The 15,886-nt window shown below is 47.5% G+C and carries 16 protein-coding genes; 13 read left to right on the top strand and 3 right to left on the bottom strand.

Annotation, left to right across the window (positions count from 1 at the left end; genetic code table 11):
• Positions 1-8: 8 nt before the first annotated feature.
• Positions 9-1,460, bottom strand: a complete 1,452-nt coding sequence (gene treP / locus BLV22_RS12855) for a PTS system trehalose-specific EIIBC component (protein ID WP_091616083.1) — start codon at positions 1,458-1,460, stop codon at positions 9-11.
• 164 nt (positions 1,461-1,624) lie between these two features.
• Here treP and BLV22_RS12860 point away from each other — a divergent pair, with 164 nt between their 5' ends.
• Positions 1,625-2,551, top strand: coding sequence for an alpha/beta hydrolase family protein (locus tag BLV22_RS12860; protein WP_176967775.1), 927 nt, complete (start codon positions 1,625-1,627; stop codon positions 2,549-2,551).
• A 75-nt stretch (positions 2,552-2,626) separates the two neighbouring features.
• Here the strand turns inward: BLV22_RS12860 and mreBH are convergent, their stop codons facing one another.
• Both mreBH and lplA read right to left on the bottom strand, forming a co-directional pair.
• Positions 2,627-3,631, bottom strand: coding sequence for a rod-share determining protein MreBH (gene mreBH, locus BLV22_RS12865; protein ID WP_091616088.1), 1,005 nt, complete (start codon positions 3,629-3,631; stop codon positions 2,627-2,629).
• A gap of 132 nt (positions 3,632-3,763) precedes the next feature.
• A complete protein-coding gene (lplA, locus tag BLV22_RS12870) occupies positions 3,764-4,759 on the bottom strand; it encodes a lipoate--protein ligase (protein WP_091616091.1) in 996 nt (331 codons plus the stop codon).
• Between the two features lie 305 nt (positions 4,760-5,064).
• Between lplA and BLV22_RS12875 the strand changes: the two genes are divergently transcribed.
• The 12 genes from BLV22_RS12875 (at position 5,065) to BLV22_RS12930 (ending at position 15,833) form a co-directional block, all read left to right on the top strand.
• Positions 5,065-5,772 carry a phosphoadenylyl-sulfate reductase gene (locus BLV22_RS12875; RefSeq protein ID WP_091616094.1) on the top strand — a complete coding sequence of 236 codons (708 nt, stop codon included), beginning with the start codon at positions 5,065-5,067 and terminating at the stop codon, positions 5,770-5,772.
• Between the two features lie 29 nt (positions 5,773-5,801).
• Complete coding sequence (sat, locus tag BLV22_RS12880; RefSeq protein ID WP_091616096.1) at positions 5,802-6,950, top strand: sulfate adenylyltransferase; 1,149 nt, start codon at positions 5,802-5,804, stop codon at positions 6,948-6,950.
• 17 nt (positions 6,951-6,967) lie between these two features.
• Positions 6,968-7,579: an adenylyl-sulfate kinase gene (gene cysC / locus BLV22_RS12885; protein ID WP_091616099.1), complete on the top strand. Its 612-nt coding sequence runs from the start codon at positions 6,968-6,970 to the stop codon at positions 7,577-7,579.
• 76 nt (positions 7,580-7,655) lie between these two features.
• A complete protein-coding gene (cobA, locus tag BLV22_RS12890; RefSeq protein WP_091616102.1) occupies positions 7,656-9,113 on the top strand; it encodes a uroporphyrinogen-III C-methyltransferase in 1,458 nt (485 codons plus the stop codon).
• A 12-nt stretch (positions 9,114-9,125) separates the two neighbouring features.
• Positions 9,126-9,878, top strand: coding sequence for a sirohydrochlorin chelatase (locus BLV22_RS12895; RefSeq protein WP_091616104.1), 753 nt, complete (start codon positions 9,126-9,128; stop codon positions 9,876-9,878).
• Entirely contained in the window at positions 9,871-10,326 is a 456-nt protein-coding gene (locus BLV22_RS12900) for an NAD(P)-dependent oxidoreductase (protein ID WP_091616107.1), read from the top strand. Before BLV22_RS12895 ends, BLV22_RS12900 begins: the two co-directional genes overlap by 8 nt.
• 75 nt (positions 10,327-10,401) lie before the next feature.
• Positions 10,402-11,220 carry an aldo/keto reductase gene (locus BLV22_RS12905; RefSeq protein ID WP_091616109.1) on the top strand — a complete coding sequence of 273 codons (819 nt, stop codon included), beginning with the start codon at positions 10,402-10,404 and terminating at the stop codon, positions 11,218-11,220.
• Positions 11,221-11,337: 117 nt separating this feature from the next.
• Positions 11,338-12,087 carry a TspO/MBR family protein gene (locus BLV22_RS12910; RefSeq protein ID WP_091616112.1) on the top strand — a complete coding sequence of 250 codons (750 nt, stop codon included), beginning with the start codon at positions 11,338-11,340 and terminating at the stop codon, positions 12,085-12,087.
• Between the two features lie 174 nt (positions 12,088-12,261).
• Positions 12,262-13,572, top strand: a complete 1,311-nt coding sequence (locus BLV22_RS12915; RefSeq protein ID WP_245724096.1) for a lysine N(6)-hydroxylase/L-ornithine N(5)-oxygenase family protein — start codon at positions 12,262-12,264, stop codon at positions 13,570-13,572.
• A 58-nt stretch (positions 13,573-13,630) separates the two neighbouring features.
• Positions 13,631-14,221, top strand: a complete 591-nt coding sequence (locus BLV22_RS12920; RefSeq protein WP_091616116.1) for a ribonuclease H1 domain-containing protein — start codon at positions 13,631-13,633, stop codon at positions 14,219-14,221.
• A 16-nt stretch (positions 14,222-14,237) separates the two neighbouring features.
• Entirely contained in the window at positions 14,238-15,254 is a 1,017-nt protein-coding gene (locus BLV22_RS12925) for an LLM class flavin-dependent oxidoreductase (protein ID WP_091616119.1), read from the top strand.
• Positions 15,255-15,317: 63 nt separating this feature from the next.
• Positions 15,318-15,833 carry a type 1 glutamine amidotransferase domain-containing protein gene (locus tag BLV22_RS12930; protein ID WP_176967780.1) on the top strand — a complete coding sequence of 172 codons (516 nt, stop codon included), beginning with the start codon at positions 15,318-15,320 and terminating at the stop codon, positions 15,831-15,833.
• Positions 15,834-15,886: the final 53 nt, after the last annotated feature.

The following is a 15,886-nucleotide window of genomic DNA, read 5'->3' on the forward strand; positions in this document are numbered from 1 at the left end:
TTCATTGGTTAAACTTCTACTTTACGAATACGCCCATAAAGATAGGTTAATACAATCGGGAGGATAATGACAATCAGCATTCCGATAAAGAACGCTCCCCAGTCCGGTGGACGAATGGAAAAGATTCCGGGAATACCGCCGACGCCGACAGCAAAGGCCAGTACGTTATTAATACTGATAAACGTTGCTGCAATGGCAGAGCTGATAAGCGCACAGAAGAATGGGAACCGGTACTGCAGATTGACCCCGAATAATGCGGGCTCGGTAACGCCAAGATACGCCGAGAGGCCGGCGGAACCTGCGAGCCCCCGCATGTTCTGATCTCTCCAGGCTAAAATCATCATACCAACAGCAGCAGAGCCCTGGGCAATGTTGGAAAGAGCGAGAATCGGCCATAAAAAGGTTCCATCAGTTGAAGCTGTAAGCTGCAGGTCCACCGCAAGGAATGTATGGTGAAGCCCGGTAATAACGAGCGGAGCATAAAGCAGGCCATAAAGCAGACCGCCAAGCCATGCGTATTGGTCAAAGGTCCACAGGAAGAAGTCGGTAATCGCGTTCCCGAGACCGAAGGTAACCGGTCCGATAATAATAAAGGTGAAAAATCCGGTAACAAGTAAAGCAATCGGTGCAACCAGCAGGACCTGGATAGAATCCGGGATCCGCTTCCGGAGGAAAATTTCAATTTGTGCTAAAACATAGGAAGCTACAAGCACTGGAAGCACTTGGCCCTGATAGCCGACCTGCTCAACGTTCCAGCCAAATAAATCCCAGGTTGGCACTTCGTTGTTTGCACTTGCATCGCCATAAGCATACGCGCTTAAAAGCTCCGGGTGAACGAAAATTAACCCGAGCACAATACCGAGCAGGGGACTGCCGCCAAACCGCCTGACTGCCGACCAACCTATGAGAACAGGCAGAAAGTTAAATGAAGCGTTTGCAATGATGAAAATAATTTCAGAAAAACTGGTCCACTGGGGATATACTTCGATTACAGCTTCGTCGAAAAATATGCCGGGACCGGTTAACAGGTTGTTTAACCCAAGCAGCAGCCCTGCGGTGATAATGGCAGGAAGAATCGGAATGAAAATGTCGGCGAGCAGGCGGATAAACCGTTGAAATCCATTCTGTTTTTTACCGGATTTCTGCGTTTCACTGGCATCGCTTTCAGAATCTTCGTCACCTGCACGGCCGCCGCTTTCCTCGGAACGGCCTGTGACACTCATCAACTCTTTATAAACTTTGTCTACAGTGCCCTGACCGATAACTACCTGGTACTGGCCGCCGGAAGAAAAAGCTCCCCGCACAAGATCCAGGTTGGTAAGCTTTTCTTTATCTACCTTTTCTTCGTCGTACAAAACAAATCTCAGCCTTGTCACGCAGTGGGTGACTGTTTCTATGTTTTCGTTGCCTCCCACGGCTTCTACAATCGTCTCCACGGCTTCCTTTGTGATTTTTGCCATTTTGGTTCCTCCTTAAATGAATGCATTTGAAAACGATACCAATTTATAAATTCACTTTAACTTGTATATACAAATTAGTCAATATAATTATCAATGGGAAAAAGGTTTTTATTAAACGAAAAATAGGAATACTAATACAAAAACCTTTAATGGAGCGTGAAAGCATGGAGCAGCTGATAACACTTGATCAAACAGAAACGTTGTACGGAACGCTCACCGTGCCTGAGAACGGGCATGAAAAAGCCCCTGGTGTGCTGATAATTGGGGGGAGCGGCCCTATAGACCGCGATGGCAATGCCCCGGGGATGAAATTAAACATTTATAATCAACTTGCCGCCTGGCTTGAAAAACAGGGTATAGCGGCGCTGCGTTATGATAAGAGAGGCACAGGGAGCAGTGAAGGGGATTTTCGTGAAACGGGGCTGCAGGATTTAATCGAAGATGGTGCTGCTGCGGTGCGTCTTTTGAAAATGATCCCTGAAATTGACGAAGAGAGAATTTTCATTCTCGGTCACAGCGAAGGTGGGTCGATTGCTCCCAAGGTGGCTGAAAAAGAAAAGGTACAGGGGGTTATGGCACTCGCATCGTCGCCTAAGCCGCTGTTTGATATTTTACTCGAGCAGGGAGAATCGGTGGAAAGGGAAATAAGTGAGGGGAAAGGGATCTTTTACCGCGCATTGAAGACGGGAAAAGTAAACAAGCGGATGATCAAAAAGCAGCATAAAGTGCTCAAGGAGCTGCTTGATGAAGAAGCATCAAAAAAATATAAAAATGTGAATGTGAAATGGTTTCAGGAGCACGCTGACTATGACCCCCGGGAAGCTTTTCACCGTCTGCGTATTCCTGTGATCGCCGTAAATGGCGGCAAAGATGCCCAGGTGAAGGCAGAAGACGTCAGTGCGATTGCCCAGCAGACGAGCGGTCCGGTGGAGGCTTATGTAGTCGAAGAGATGAATCATATTCTCAGACACCAGCCGGAAGAGTTTTCGATCATGAAAACGAAGCGCAGGTACTTAAAGCAGCAGAACGACAACCTGTCCCACGAACTGCTGGACCACCTGCACCCGTGGCTGCAAAAACAGATACAGTAGTAAACGCTGGAAAATCAACAAGCGGATATAAAAAATCGTCCCCAGGTTTTAGGCCTGGGGACGATTTTTTGTTTATTACATGGAAGCTTTCTGCAGACTGTTGATCATTTCCAACGATTTACCAGTACCTATCGCGACAGCTTCCAGAGGGGACGATGCAAGGTGAACCGGTACGACAATCTGGCGGCTCAGCCACTCCTGAAGGTCGTTCAGGAGTGCCCCCCCGCCGGTAAGCACAATTCCCTGATCGACGATGTCGCCGCTCAGTTCAGGCGGACACTGCTCGAGAGTAACGCGAATGGTTTCGAGAATCTGCTCGAGGGTTTCCGTGATAGCCCGGTGAATTTCCGGTGACTCCAGGGTAATGGTTTTCGGCAGCCCGTTCACAAGGTCTCTGCCCCGGATTTCCATCGTACGGACTTCACCGTCCGGAATAGCGGAGCCGATCTCCATTTTGATATTTTCAGCGGTCCGTTCGCCGATCAGCATGTTGTATTCTTTGCGGACATGCTGGGTAATGCTCTCATCCAGATGGTCTCCGCCGCGGCGGATCGCCCGTGAAGAAACAATGCCGCCGTAAGAAATAATGCCAACCTCTGTCGTACCCCCGCCAATATCGACTATTACGTTCGCTTTAGGTTCATCTACAGGCAGCTCTGCACCGAGCGCTGCTGCAATCGGTTCTTCGATTAAGGAAACAGATTTAGCTCCACAGCCAAGCACTGCGTCCCGGATGGCCCGGCGTTCTACGGAGGTGGAATCACACGGCGTACATACTACGACCTTCGGCTTGCGGAGAGTAAAGCCTGCTTCCTTTTGGATTTTTTTAATGATATGTGAAAGCATGGCAGATGTAATATCATAATCTGCAATAACGCCTTCTTTCATCGGACGGGTCGCAATGATATTGGCCGGAGTTTTTCCGACCATTTCTTTTGCTTCTGTACCTACAGCGTAGACCTCTTTTGTGTCGATATGAAGTGCTACAACTGAAGGCTCGTTAAGAATAATGCCTTTTTCTTTCGTGTAAACGAGAATATTCGCGGTTCCTAAATCAATACCAATTTCTGTTAATGCCATTTTGTTTACTCACCTTTTCCGGGTTATTAGTCTCTAGTATTTAATTGTAGAGGAATGGGGGTACTTAAATAAGGGTCTAAGGTCACGTAAAAAATGAGTAATTTCCCATTTTTACGAAAAAATTCAGCTTAATTAATAAATTAAGTCCACTACTTCCTCAATGGAAATAGCTCCAAAATACGTATACAGATCAAACTGCGATAATGTTTCATAAATGGCATCGCGTTCATACTTCGTACCCTGAAGTGCTTCCTGGAGATCCTCTACGTTTCCGGTACCAAAAAAATCACCGTATATTTTCGTTTCCTGAATCACGCCTTTTTTGACGTTGAAGCGGATGTCGAGCATGCCGGCATCGAATTTTTTGTTGCGGTGAATATCAAAAGCCGGGGATTTGCCGTAGTTCCAGTCCCAGTTGCTGTAACGCTCATTAGATATTTTATGGATTTCCTTCCAGTCCCCGTCGGTAAGGCGGTACTGCTCGATGGCTTCGTCGCTTCCAAAAATATACCGTAGAATGAGCTGTTTGAAGGCTTCTACAGACAGCGGCTCATCCAAAAACTCATTGATATTTCCTACACGGCTCCGAATGGATTTGATCCCTTTCGAGCGTATTTTTTCGTCTTTTACATTCAGCGCAGCTACGACGTTTTCAATTTCCGAATCAAGCATCAGGGTACCGTGGCTGAACATTCTCCCTTTCGTGGCAAACTGGGCATTACCGGAAATTTTTTTTCCATTCGCCTGTAAATCATTGCGCCCCGACATTTCGGCCGGAACCCCGATGTTATTCAACGCATCAACGATCGGCTGAGTGAATTTTTGGAAATTTTGAAAGCTGTTTCCGTCGTCTTTAGTTAAAAAGCTGAAATTCAAATTGCCTAAATCATGATAGACTGCCCCGCCGCCGGAAAGACGTCGTACCACCTGAATGTTGTGCTTCTCCACGTAATCGGTGTTGATTTCTTCAATTGTATTTTGATTTTTCCCAATAATAATGGAAGGGTTATTCACATAAAAAAGCAAATACATTTCGTCTTTGTCGAGATCCATGTTTTTTAAAGCAAATTCTTCGATGGCTAAATTGAGTCTCGGGTCATTTATGCCTTCATTATCAATAAATTTCATCCGTAACCTCCTAAAAATTGTGCGCTGAACCGATGTTGTTTTTTAAAGAAAGATCCTTTTATATTATGCCATAAATACTGATATGAAAGCTAATGCTAACAAGAAAAAGTATGCCGTAGAGAATCGCCCCGGGAATAATCCCTAGTTAAACGATTTGTATTGTTGACTTTGCAAAACGCAACCACTAAAATGTAGTGTAAGTTAATAAACCTGATAAATTTACTGAGGATTACAAGGACTTTAAAATAAGATTTTCATTTTTTATAGAAACAGGTACAATATTAAAGTGAAAGGGATGGAAGCGCATGATAGTATACGATTCCCTGCAGACAAATGAATTGGAGCAAGTGAATAACGAAGTGCTGGAAGGAAAAAGTGCGCTTGAAGTTATCCGTTGGGCCTACAGCGAATATGGCGATGATTTAGTGTATGCATGCAGTTTCGGAGCTGAAGGAATTGTATTGATTGATTTAATCAGCCAGGTGAAACCAGATGCAACCATCGCTTTTCTCGACACCCAGTTTCATTTTAAAGAAACGTATGATGTAATTGACGCAGTTCGTGATAAGTATCCGGAGTTAAACATTAAAATGGTGAAACCGGAACTTTCGCCTAAACAACAGGCGGCCCAGGAAGGCGAAAGACTCTGGGAAACAGATCCGGACCGCTGCTGCAGCATTCGGAAGCTGCAGCCCCTCGAAAACGAATTGAGCCAGTACGGCGCCTGGATGTCCGGCCTGCGCAGATCGCAGTCACTTACCCGCCGCAATACGCAGTTTGTGAACGAAGATAACCGGTTTGAATCGATTAAAATCTGCCCTCTGATCCACTGGACGTGGGACGATATCTGGGCCTATATTGAAGACAACGATCTTCCTTACAATGACCTGCACGAGCAGAATTATCCAAGTATCGGCTGTGTACAGTGCACCGCGAAAGTGCTCGAAGGCGAAGACCTGCGCAGCGGCCGGTGGACAGGAAGCGGAAAAACAGAATGCGGCCTGCACCGCTGATGAATTAAGACGAAGAAGGGACGATGATCATGGCTTTAAGTACTCCACACGGTGGAAAATTAGTAAATCGTAAGGACTTGAACAAAGACGTTTCATCCATTCAAAAACAAATTGAGCTTGATGAGGTCGCTTTATCCGACCTTGAGCTGCTTTCAAACGGCGCATTCAGTCCGCTCGAAGGCTTCATGAGCGAAGAGGACTACAACTCGGTGGTTTCTTCGATGCGCCTTGCAGATGGCACGGTCTGGAGTATTCCTATTACCCTGCCGGTCACGAAGGAAAAAGCGGAGGAATTGAAAGCGGGAGAAGAAGCCCGCCTTGTTTTTGACGGAGAAACGTACGGTACGATTGAACTTGAAGGATTCTATGCTCCGGATAAGAAGCGGGAAGCAAAAGAAGTATACCGCACCGAAGAAGAAGCCCACCCCGGCGTAAAGAAAATGTACGACCGTCCGGACACGTATGTTTCCGGTAAAATTACGCTTGTAAAAGAAATCGGCCATGAACAGTTTGAAAACTATTATCTGGACCCGGAAGAAACGCGCAGCGCGTTTGAAAGCCGCGGCTGGAATACCGTGGTTGGCTTCCAGACGAGAAACCCAGTCCACCGGGCGCATGAATATATTCAAAAAGCAGCGCTTGAAACCGTGGACGGCCTGTTTTTAAACCCGCTTGTCGGGGCAACAAAATCAGATGATATTCCTGCCGATGTGCGTATGGAAAGCTATGAGACCATTCTCGACGAATACTATCCTGAAAACCGGACGTTTTTAGCCGTATTTCCTGCTGCTATGCGCTACGCGGGACCGCGGGAAGCAATATTTCATGCAATGGTACGGAAAAATTACGGCTGCACCCACTTTATTGTCGGCCGTGACCATGCTGGTGTCGGTGACTATTATGGCACGTATGACGCCCAGGAAATTTTCTCCGAGTTTACGTTTGAAGAACTTGGCATTCAGCTGCGCTTCTTTGAGCATTCCTTCTACTGCCTGAAATGTGAAAACATGGCGACGGCAAAAACGTGCCCGCACGACAAAGCTGACCATGTCATTCTTTCCGGTACGAAAGTGCGCGCCATGCTGACTAATGGCGAAATGCCTCCAAAAGAGTTCAGCCGTCCGGAGGTCGTGGAAGTATTGATCCGCGGCATGCAGCGCCAGACTTCCAATTCATAAACGACAGGAGGAAAACGATGGGGTCTAAATCCACAGATATCGTCTGGCACGACGCCTCGGTATCCAAAGAAGAACGTCAGGAAAAAAATAAGCACCAAAGCTTTGTGCTCTGGTTTACCGGTCTTTCCGGCTCAGGTAAATCCACGCTTGCTAACGCCGTTTCCCGGAAGCTTTTTGAACGGGGAAGCCATACTTACGTGCTCGACGGAGATAACGTACGCCACGGCCTGAACAAGGACCTTGGCTTTTCTCCGGAGGACCGGACTGAAAATATCCGCCGCATCGGAGAAGTGGCAAAGCTGTTCGTTGACAGCGGCCAGATCGTCAGTACTGCTTTTATTTCCCCGTACCGGGAGGACCGCCATCAGGTGCGTGAACTGCTCTCGGATGGAGAATTTATCGAAGTATATGTAGAGGCGAGCCTCGAAGCTTGTGAAGAACGGGACCCGAAGGGCTTGTATAAAAAAGCTCGGTCCGGAGAAATTCCTTCCTTTACCGGAATCAACGCTCCCTATGAAGAGCCGGAAAACCCGGAGCTTACGGTAAATACCGAACAAAAATCCATTGAAGAATCTGCCCAGGAAGTGGTGGACGTTTTAGTGAACTGGAATTACATCGAAGAACAATAAAGAAGGATACGTAGAGGACGCGGGCTGTTAAGCCGTGTCCTTTTTTACCATTTGATAAAGAGAAAGGAGGGGTTGGGTGGCAGGTGGAAAAGTGTATTTAGTAGGAGCAGGGCCCGGAAATGAAGGTCTGCTGACTGTGCGCGGGGCAGAATGTATCCGGCAGGCGGACGTCATCTTTTATGACAGGCTGGTCAACCCGCTTCTTCTGGAACAGGCCCCGATTGAAGCGGAACGTATATACTGTGGAAAACTGCCGCAGAAGCATATTTTGCGGCAGGAAGTGATTCAGAAAATGATGGTGGAAAAAAGCCGTGAGGGAAAACGGGTGGTGCGCCTTAAAGGAGGCGATCCCGGCGTATTTGGAAGAGTCGGGGAAGAAGCAGCCGTAATGGAGGAAAACGATATCGAGTACGAAATCGTTCCCGGCATCACCTCAGGTATAGCTGCTCCGCTTTATGCCGGAGTACCTGTGACTCACCGCGATTATTCGGGAAGCTTTGCAGCGATTACGGCCCACACAAAGAAGGAAACAGGAGAGCCGGATCTGGACTGGGAGCCGCTTGCCAAAAGCATTGATACGGTCGCTTTTTATATGGGGGTCAAAAACCTGCCTTTTATTACGAAGCGGCTCATAGAAGCGGGAAAACCTAAGGATACGGCCGTGATGGTAGTCGAGTGGGGCACATATTCCAAGCAGCGGACAGTGAAGGGCACACTGGCAGATATCAATGATATTGTGCAGAAGCATGCGATTGAAAATCCATCGATCACGCTGGTCGGCAACGTCGTTAAGGCTGGGCCGGTCTCGACCTGGTTTGAAGAGCTTCCGTTGTTTGGCCGCTACATATGGCATGTGCGGACAACAGCGGGTGCAGGCAGATGGAGCAGCGAATGGAAAAGCCAGGGGGCGGAGGTGTATGAAGGGCCGGTATGGGAAGAAACACTGCCGGAGCTTACACACTTACAAAAGGATCTTCCCTATGATGAAATTGTATTTGAAACAGCCAGCGACGTTGAAGCATTTATGGCTCAGCTGAAGAACTGGCGTCTGGACCTGAGACAGGTGAACTGCCTTCTTACAGCTGCAACCCGGCGGGCAGAAGAAAAATGGAAGGACTACGGGATACTTCCCGGATTTCGTTCCAAAGAGCAGTGGAAGTATACAGAAGGCGTTCATTTTATCGGAAGTGAGGCATGGATAGAAGAAATCGGTCACCAGGGCAGCAGTGACATAGGGCATGTGTTAGAGAGCGCCGCGTCTTCAGATCATACACTTGAGCGGCTGCTGGTGGATGACTCCATTAATACAGTGATTTTCCCGTGTAGAAAAGCTGTCACAACAGCGGTAGAAAAAATCAACGCCCTGTATAATGGAGATGCTGCACAGTGGTGGTCACAAAAAACGGTTGTGTGCATTGGGGAACGCACGAAAGAACAGGCTGAAAAATACGGAATTCATGTAGATATGGCAGCAGGGGCTTCAGAGCAGGCGGTGACCGCCTCTATTCAAAAATGCTTCAGCCCTATTCTTTAAGGAGGAATCATTATGAAAGCTATTTTGTTTGTTGGACACGGGACGAGAGTCCCTGAAGGTAATGAACAGGTGAAAGCTTTTACGAAAAAAGCGGGAGCCGCTTTCCCGGAATACGAGCAGAGGACCTGCTTTCTGGAATTGGCAGAGCCGGATATCGTCACGAGTGCTGTGGAGTGCATTGAAAATGGGGCCGATACCCTGGCTGTTGTCCCGGTGCTTTTACTTTCAGCCGGCCATATCAAAAAAGATATCCCTGAAGAGCTCGAAAAGGTACAGCAAATGCACCCGGAAGTAACTATTCAGTACGGAAGCCCTTTTGGTGTTCATGACCGTATTAACGATCTTCTCCTGGACCGTCTCCGTGTAAAAGGCTGGGTGCCGGAGGAAGAGGCAGACATCCTGTTTGTAGGAAGAGGTGCAAAAGATCCCGGAGCCATCGAAGACTTTTACCGTATTGCCGGGGAACTTGAGAAACATACCGGCCGATCAAGGGTGGAAACAGCTTTCCTTGCCGCCGCTGAGCCGGGTTTTCAGGAGAAAATGAAAGAGCTGGCTGAAGGAGAGCGGTCTGTCTACATTCTGCCATATTTAATGTTTCTCGGCCTGCTTATCAAAGAGATGGACGAAGCAGCAGCTCATTATAATCAAGTCAAACCCGGGCATTTTACAAGGTGCGACTTTTTAGGCTTTGACGAGCGGCTGCTCCCGGTGCTTGAATCCCGTGTCGCTGAAACGCTTGAAAAAGACGCAGGCATTCATGTCTGACTTTCTTTTTCCGTTAGCTGTGAATCTGGACAGGGCGGAAGTGGTAATTATTGGCGGCGGCAGCGTGGCGGAACGCAAAGCCGGCAAGCTGTTAGAGGCAAATGCTGCTGTAACGATTGTGGCACCGGAGCTTTCCGGCGGGCTGAAAAAGCTGTGGGAAGAAAATAAGGTTGGCTGGAAGCAAAAAGAGGGTGAACCGGAGGATTTGAAGAACGCCTGGCTGATTATTTCCGCCTCCGGGGATAAAGCAGCCCAGCAGATGATCGCTGGGCACAAGCATCCCTGGCAGCTGGTGAATGGTGCCGATAACCCTTCAATCGGCAATGTAGCTTTTCCGGCTTCGTTTAAGGAAGACGGGGTACAGATCTCTGTTTCAAGCGGCAGCAATAAGCCGGCAAGCGTAAAGGAGTGGAAGCATTATCTCCAGCGTCTTGTAAAAAAACAGTAAATCCTGCAGGTGTAATTTAAGGAACAGCGGGTATACAGTAATAGTCACAGCATATACAGAAAGAAGGTATACAAAATGGATTACGTAACTTTAAACAATCAGCTGCAAATGCCTCAGCTTGGCTTCGGTGTTTTTCAGGTAAGTGATGATGAAGCCGAACAGGTTGTCACGCACGCGCTGAAATCCGGCTATCGTTCGATCGATACAGCAATGATCTACAAAAATGAAGAAGGAGTCGGCCGGGCTATTAAAGCGAGCGGAATTCCAAGAGAAGAGCTCTTTATTACGACAAAGGTATGGAACTCTGATCATGGCTACGAAAACACGCTGCAGGCATTTGAGGCCAGCCTGGAACGTCTGGGACTCGATTATGTGGATTTATACCTGATTCATTGGCCGACGCCGGCAAATGACGATTACGTAGAAACGTACCAGGCGCTTGAGAAGCTGCACGAAGACGGCAAAGTAAAAGCGATCGGCGTAAGTAACTTTGAGGTGGAGCATCTGGAAAGAATTTTAAACGAATGCACAGTGAAGCCGGTATTAAACCAGGTGGAATGCCACCCTTACCTGGCGCAGAATGAATTAAAGGATTACTGCAAAAAGAAAAACATTTATGTGGAAGCATGGAGCCCTATCATGCAGGGTGGAGAAGTGCTGGATGATGAACACATTCAAAACATCGCAGAAAAGCACGGGAAAAATCCGGCTCAAGTCGTCCTGCGCTGGCACCTGCAAAATGATACGATCATCATTCCGAAATCAGTAACGCCGGAACGCATTGAAAGCAACATCGATGTGTTTGACTTTACGCTTGAGGATGAAGATATGGCGACCATTAACCGTCTGGATAAAGGCGCGCGTAAAGGGCCAAGACCGGCAGAAATCAACTAAAAAGAATCCCAATGATCTTCCGGTCAAAAACGGCCGGAGGATTTTTTAAAATGAACATAGAGTATATAGGCAGCTGAAGAAGCTGCGGCCAGGTCTTTTAATCAAAGGTGGGTGTTTATGTTTTCCATTCCTTCTATGAAGCTTAAGCTACTGAATGCTTTCGCACTGGCGGTAATCATTGCTGTAAACGGGCTTGCCAACGCCCTGCCATTAAACGGCCAGACTACCGGCAGCATATCGGACAGGCTCAATGTATTATTCACACCGGCAGGCTATGTTTTTTCGATATGGGGAGTTATTTATCTGTTAATGATTTTATGGGTGCTGCGTGCTTTTTTCGCAAAACCGACGGAAGAGCATATATATGCAGGCATCGGCTATACATTTATTCTATCCTGTATATTTAATGTGCTGTGGCTCTTCTTGTTTCATTATGAAATATTTTACGGCACGATGGCGGCAATTCTGGGTCTGTGGCTCAGTTTGGGTGTTATTTATATGAAAATTAAAACGAATCCCCGGCGGGGGCTCCTGCTGGTGCCAATCAGTGTATATTTTGGCTGGGTGACGGTCGCATCTATTACGAACATCGGTGTTGTACTTACGTCAAACGGCGTGCGCGGATGGATCATCGACGGCAGCTGGTGGACTGCTCTTGCGATTGCTGCAGCTTCTGCTGCCGTGATTTTATTTTATAAAAAAACGGGCGACGTTTTGTATACGCTGGTGTTTGTTTGGGCGTTCACAGGTATTTTTACACAGCGCTGGCAGGAAGTGAATCTGGTGGCATGGACAGCTGCTGCGGCTGCATTGATTCTGTTTGTTCAGTTGTTTTTCCGTCCGAAAAGTAAATTCACTCATTTGTAACCATATTGGGTGATTAACATCAAAAAAGGAAGGGAAAATAGAACTTGATTACAAAGTTGGAAATTCGTATATAGTCAAAGGTTTCCGGCAGCCTTTCAATACGGAATGGAAGTCCAGCGGAATTGCTGGGCTTTTTGATTGAAGCCGGAAGTACTTAATTTTGAGGTGATCAGGTTGGAAAACAAACTTTACGATATAGCAGGAATCGGACTTGGACCGTTTAATCTTGGTATGGCCGCCCTGCTTGAACCAGTGGACGATATAGAAGCCGTGTTTTTAGATGAGAAAAATGAATTTGCCTGGCACCCGGGAATGCTGCTCGAAGGCACAGTGCTGAATTCTTCGTTTCTTGCTGACTTGGTGACTTTTGCCGATCCGACGAGCCGTTTCACGCTGTTAAACTATTTGCACAAGCATAACCGCATGTTTCAGTTCTTTTTTAATAAGCAGCTGAAGGTGCCAAGAAGAGAATACGACTCCTACGGAAAGTGGGTGGCCGCGCAGCTTCCGTATTGTCTTTTCGGGCAGCGGGTGCTTGAGGTTGCTGACAGCAGCTGGAACGGAGCTTCCTGCTACAAAATTACGACGGAAAATACGGACAGCGGAGAAAAGGAATATTTTTATACGAAAAATGTGGCGGTCGGAACAGGGGCAGCACCGATGCTTCCTCCTAATATTGAAAGGCAGCAGAGTGATGATATTTATCATGCGGCCGATTATTCTTTTCGCAAAGAGGAGCTGAAGAGTGGAGACGAAGTCACCGTTGTTGGCTCCGGCCAGAGTGCGGCAGAGATTTTCCATGACCTGCTGCAGGACCAGAAGCATTTTCATTACAAGCTCAACTGGTTTACCCGATCCCCTCAGTTTTTCCAGGCCGAGGATGCCAAGGTTGCCCGCGAGATTTTTTCTACGGATTTTGTCGAATATTTTCGTTCACTCGATATTAAAACAAGGCTTGAGACACTGCCGGAGCTGGATCATGCGAGAAAGGGCATTGAACAGCCTACGCTTGAAAAAATATACGATCTTCTTTATCATCGTTCTATCGAACGTGAAGATCCAAACGTTGTGCTCCAGGCTGCCACTGAGCTGTCGGATATTCAGTCGGTGGAGGGGGGCTATCAGTTAAAGCTCCGTCAATGGCAGCAGGATAAAACGTTCCGGTGTTTTTCGGATAAAGTCGTGCTTGCCACCGGTTTCCAGCCGAGTGTCCCAGACTGGATTCAGGAGTACGGAGAGCTCGTGGAAAAGGAAGATGAGGACCATTATATGATTGATGATTATTATCGTCTTCAGTTCAAGGACGGGCGCGACAATCATATATACATGCTCACAAATATCGATCATTCACACGGCACAGCTGCGACGAATTTATCCTTATCCGTCGTAAGAAATCAAACGATCATCAATAATCTGTGCGGCTTTGAGCGCTATCCGGTGCAGAAAGATACGGTGTTCCAGCGTTTTTCAGCAAAAGAAGAATAAGGAAATGGACGTCTCTGCTGGTTGGGAGGCGTTCTTTTTTCCCCAGGGAGAGAGACAAATGGCGAAAAAGAAATGGTATGTAGTATGGAAAGGAAAAAAACCGGGGATTTACAGTACCTGGGCTGAATGCGAAAAGCAGGTCAAAGGATTCAAAGGAGCGAAATTCAAGTCGTTTCCTTCGTATGAAGAAGCAGAGGCAGCTTTTAACGGCTCCGGAGGAAAACCTGAAACTGAAAATGGAAGTTACATAACGGAAAGTATTTCCGTAGACGCCGGCTCCCACGGTAACCCGGGACCGGTAGAATACCGGGGCGTCTATACGAAAACGGAAGAGATTGTGTTTGCCCATCCCGGATTTAAAAAAGGAACCAACAATATGGCGGAATTTCTTGGGATTGTGCACGCGCTCCGGTACTTAAAAGAACAGGAAAGCCCGATGCCCGTATATTCGGATTCAGCGACAGCCATCGGCTGGGTTGAAAAGAAAAAAGCGAATTCGACGCTTGTTGAAGATGCGGAAAGCCGGGAAATCTGGGAAGATATCCGGCGGGCAGAAAAATGGCTGAAGGAGCATACGTGGGAGAACCCGATTTATAAATGGGATACAAAGAATTGGGGAGAAATTAAAGCGGATTATCAGCGCAAGTAAAGAAAGAAGGGGAACCATGAAACTGAGTATACTCGATCAATCCATCATGCCCTACGGAGAAACACCGGAAACAACCTTCGCCTGGACCGGGGAATACGCCCGGATTGCTGAAGAACTTGGCTACCACCGGTTCTGGGTCTCTGAGCACCACGGCACAAAGCACATAGCCGGGAGCGCTCCGGAAGTATTAATTGCCCATCTGGCTGCATGCACAAAGCGTATAAAAGTTGGCTCCGGCGCAGTACTGCTTCCGCATTACAGCGCTTTTAAGGTAGCGGAGGTATTTGAAGTGCTGGCTTCGCTCTACAGCGATCGTATTGATCTGGGCCTGGGCAGGGCGCCGGGCGCTATGCCAAATGTTACAAGGGCGCTTCACGAAGGAGGTTCAAGAAATGCAGCCAGGTATCCCGAACAGCTGGAAGAGCTGCTCACTTTTTTGTCTCCGGAAGGAAATAAATACGAAGGGCTGTATGACTACGCTACGGTGACGCCCCGGGCTCAGGTGAAGCCGGCAGTCTGGATTCTCGGCTCAAGCCGGGACAGTGCTAAAACGGCGGCAGAAAACGGTCTGCCCTTTTGCTTCGCCCATTTTATTAATCCGGACGAAGGCTTTCAGGCAGCTGATTATTATCATGAGCATTTTCAGCCGTCGAGCGTCTGCCCGGCCCCTTATTTTATGCTTGCGGTCTCGGCACTTGCAGCAGAGTCCGAACGGCAGGCGGAAGAATGGAGGGCGGTGGGCGATTATGTATCCTCAGTGACGGCTAAAGGCCTTGGCCTGCTCGGTGTACCCTCATATGAAATGATCAAAGACGTGACGTACATGGATGAAGAAAAAGACATGTTTCGAAAAAACCGGTATCATAACGCGGTCGGAACGATAGACCAAGTGGAAGAAAAGCTGAAATGGCTTGAAAAAGCTTACGGTGCTGAAGAAATTATGACTGCAGGCATCACCCCGTCATTTGAAGAAAAAGCCGCTTCGATGCGCCGGATTGCCGACCGGTTCAAAATAAGCTACAGCCAGGTTTAGAATGAACAGGGACTTGGGTAAACTTATCTGTGTGACTAAGATTATATCCAGGAAAGGTGATATATAATGAGTAAAATAGCAGTAGTCCTTACAGATCTTTTTGAAGATGTGGAATTCACAGACCCGAAAGAAGCATTCGAAAAAGAAGGTCATGAACTTACCGTAATCGAAAACGAAAAAGGCAAAACAGTCACCGGCAAACAGGGAGAAGCGAAAGTAACCGTTGATGCTTCTATTGAAGATGTGAAGCCGGAAGACTTTGATGCTCTTCTTATTCCAGGAGGGTTTTCTCCGGATCAGCTTCGCGGCGACCAGCGATTCGTGGATTTCGCCAAATACTTCATGGATTACGATAAGCCGGTGTTTGCAATCTGCCACGGTCCGCAGCTGCTTATTACAGCAAAAGCGCTGGAAGGCCGTAACGCAACAGGATTTAAATCCATCCAGACAGATATGGAGTACGCGAAAGCGAAGCTTCATGACGAAGAAGTAGTTGTGTGCAACAATCTGGTTACAAGCCGTGAACCAGACGACATCCCGGCATTTAACCACGAATCTCTGAAACAACTAGCAAAATAAGACAAAAGGCCGGCTCGGGAGCTGGCCTTTTCTTATTGAATGAGATTAACAAA

Origin of the sequence: Marinococcus luteus (assembly GCF_900106595.1) — a bacterium.
Lineage (GTDB): Bacteria > Bacillota > Bacilli > Bacillales > Marinococcaceae > Marinococcus > Marinococcus luteus.

Coding starts and splice junctions, on each gene's coding strand:
- treP (WP_091616083.1), bottom strand. CDS start 1,460: ATGGCAAAAATCACAAAGGAAGCCGTGGAGACGATTGTAGAAGCCGTG.
- BLV22_RS12860 (WP_176967775.1), top strand. CDS start 1,625: ATGGAGCAGCTGATAACACTTGATCAAACAGAAACGTTGTACGGAACG.
- mreBH (WP_091616088.1), bottom strand. CDS start 3,631: ATGGCATTAACAGAAATTGGTATTGATTTAGGAACCGCGAATATTCTC.
- lplA (WP_091616091.1), bottom strand. CDS start 4,759: ATGAAATTTATTGATAATGAAGGCATAAATGACCCGAGACTCAATTTA.
- BLV22_RS12875 (WP_091616094.1), top strand. CDS start 5,065: ATGATAGTATACGATTCCCTGCAGACAAATGAATTGGAGCAAGTGAAT.
- sat (WP_091616096.1), top strand. CDS start 5,802: ATGGCTTTAAGTACTCCACACGGTGGAAAATTAGTAAATCGTAAGGAC.
- cysC (WP_091616099.1), top strand. CDS start 6,968: ATGGGGTCTAAATCCACAGATATCGTCTGGCACGACGCCTCGGTATCC.
- BLV22_RS12895 (WP_091616104.1), top strand. CDS start 9,126: ATGAAAGCTATTTTGTTTGTTGGACACGGGACGAGAGTCCCTGAAGGT.
- BLV22_RS12900 (WP_091616107.1), top strand. CDS start 9,871: ATGTCTGACTTTCTTTTTCCGTTAGCTGTGAATCTGGACAGGGCGGAA.
- BLV22_RS12905 (WP_091616109.1), top strand. CDS start 10,402: ATGGATTACGTAACTTTAAACAATCAGCTGCAAATGCCTCAGCTTGGC.
- BLV22_RS12910 (WP_091616112.1), top strand. CDS start 11,338: ATGTTTTCCATTCCTTCTATGAAGCTTAAGCTACTGAATGCTTTCGCA.
- BLV22_RS12920 (WP_091616116.1), top strand. CDS start 13,631: ATGGCGAAAAAGAAATGGTATGTAGTATGGAAAGGAAAAAAACCGGGG.
- BLV22_RS12925 (WP_091616119.1), top strand. CDS start 14,238: ATGAAACTGAGTATACTCGATCAATCCATCATGCCCTACGGAGAAACA.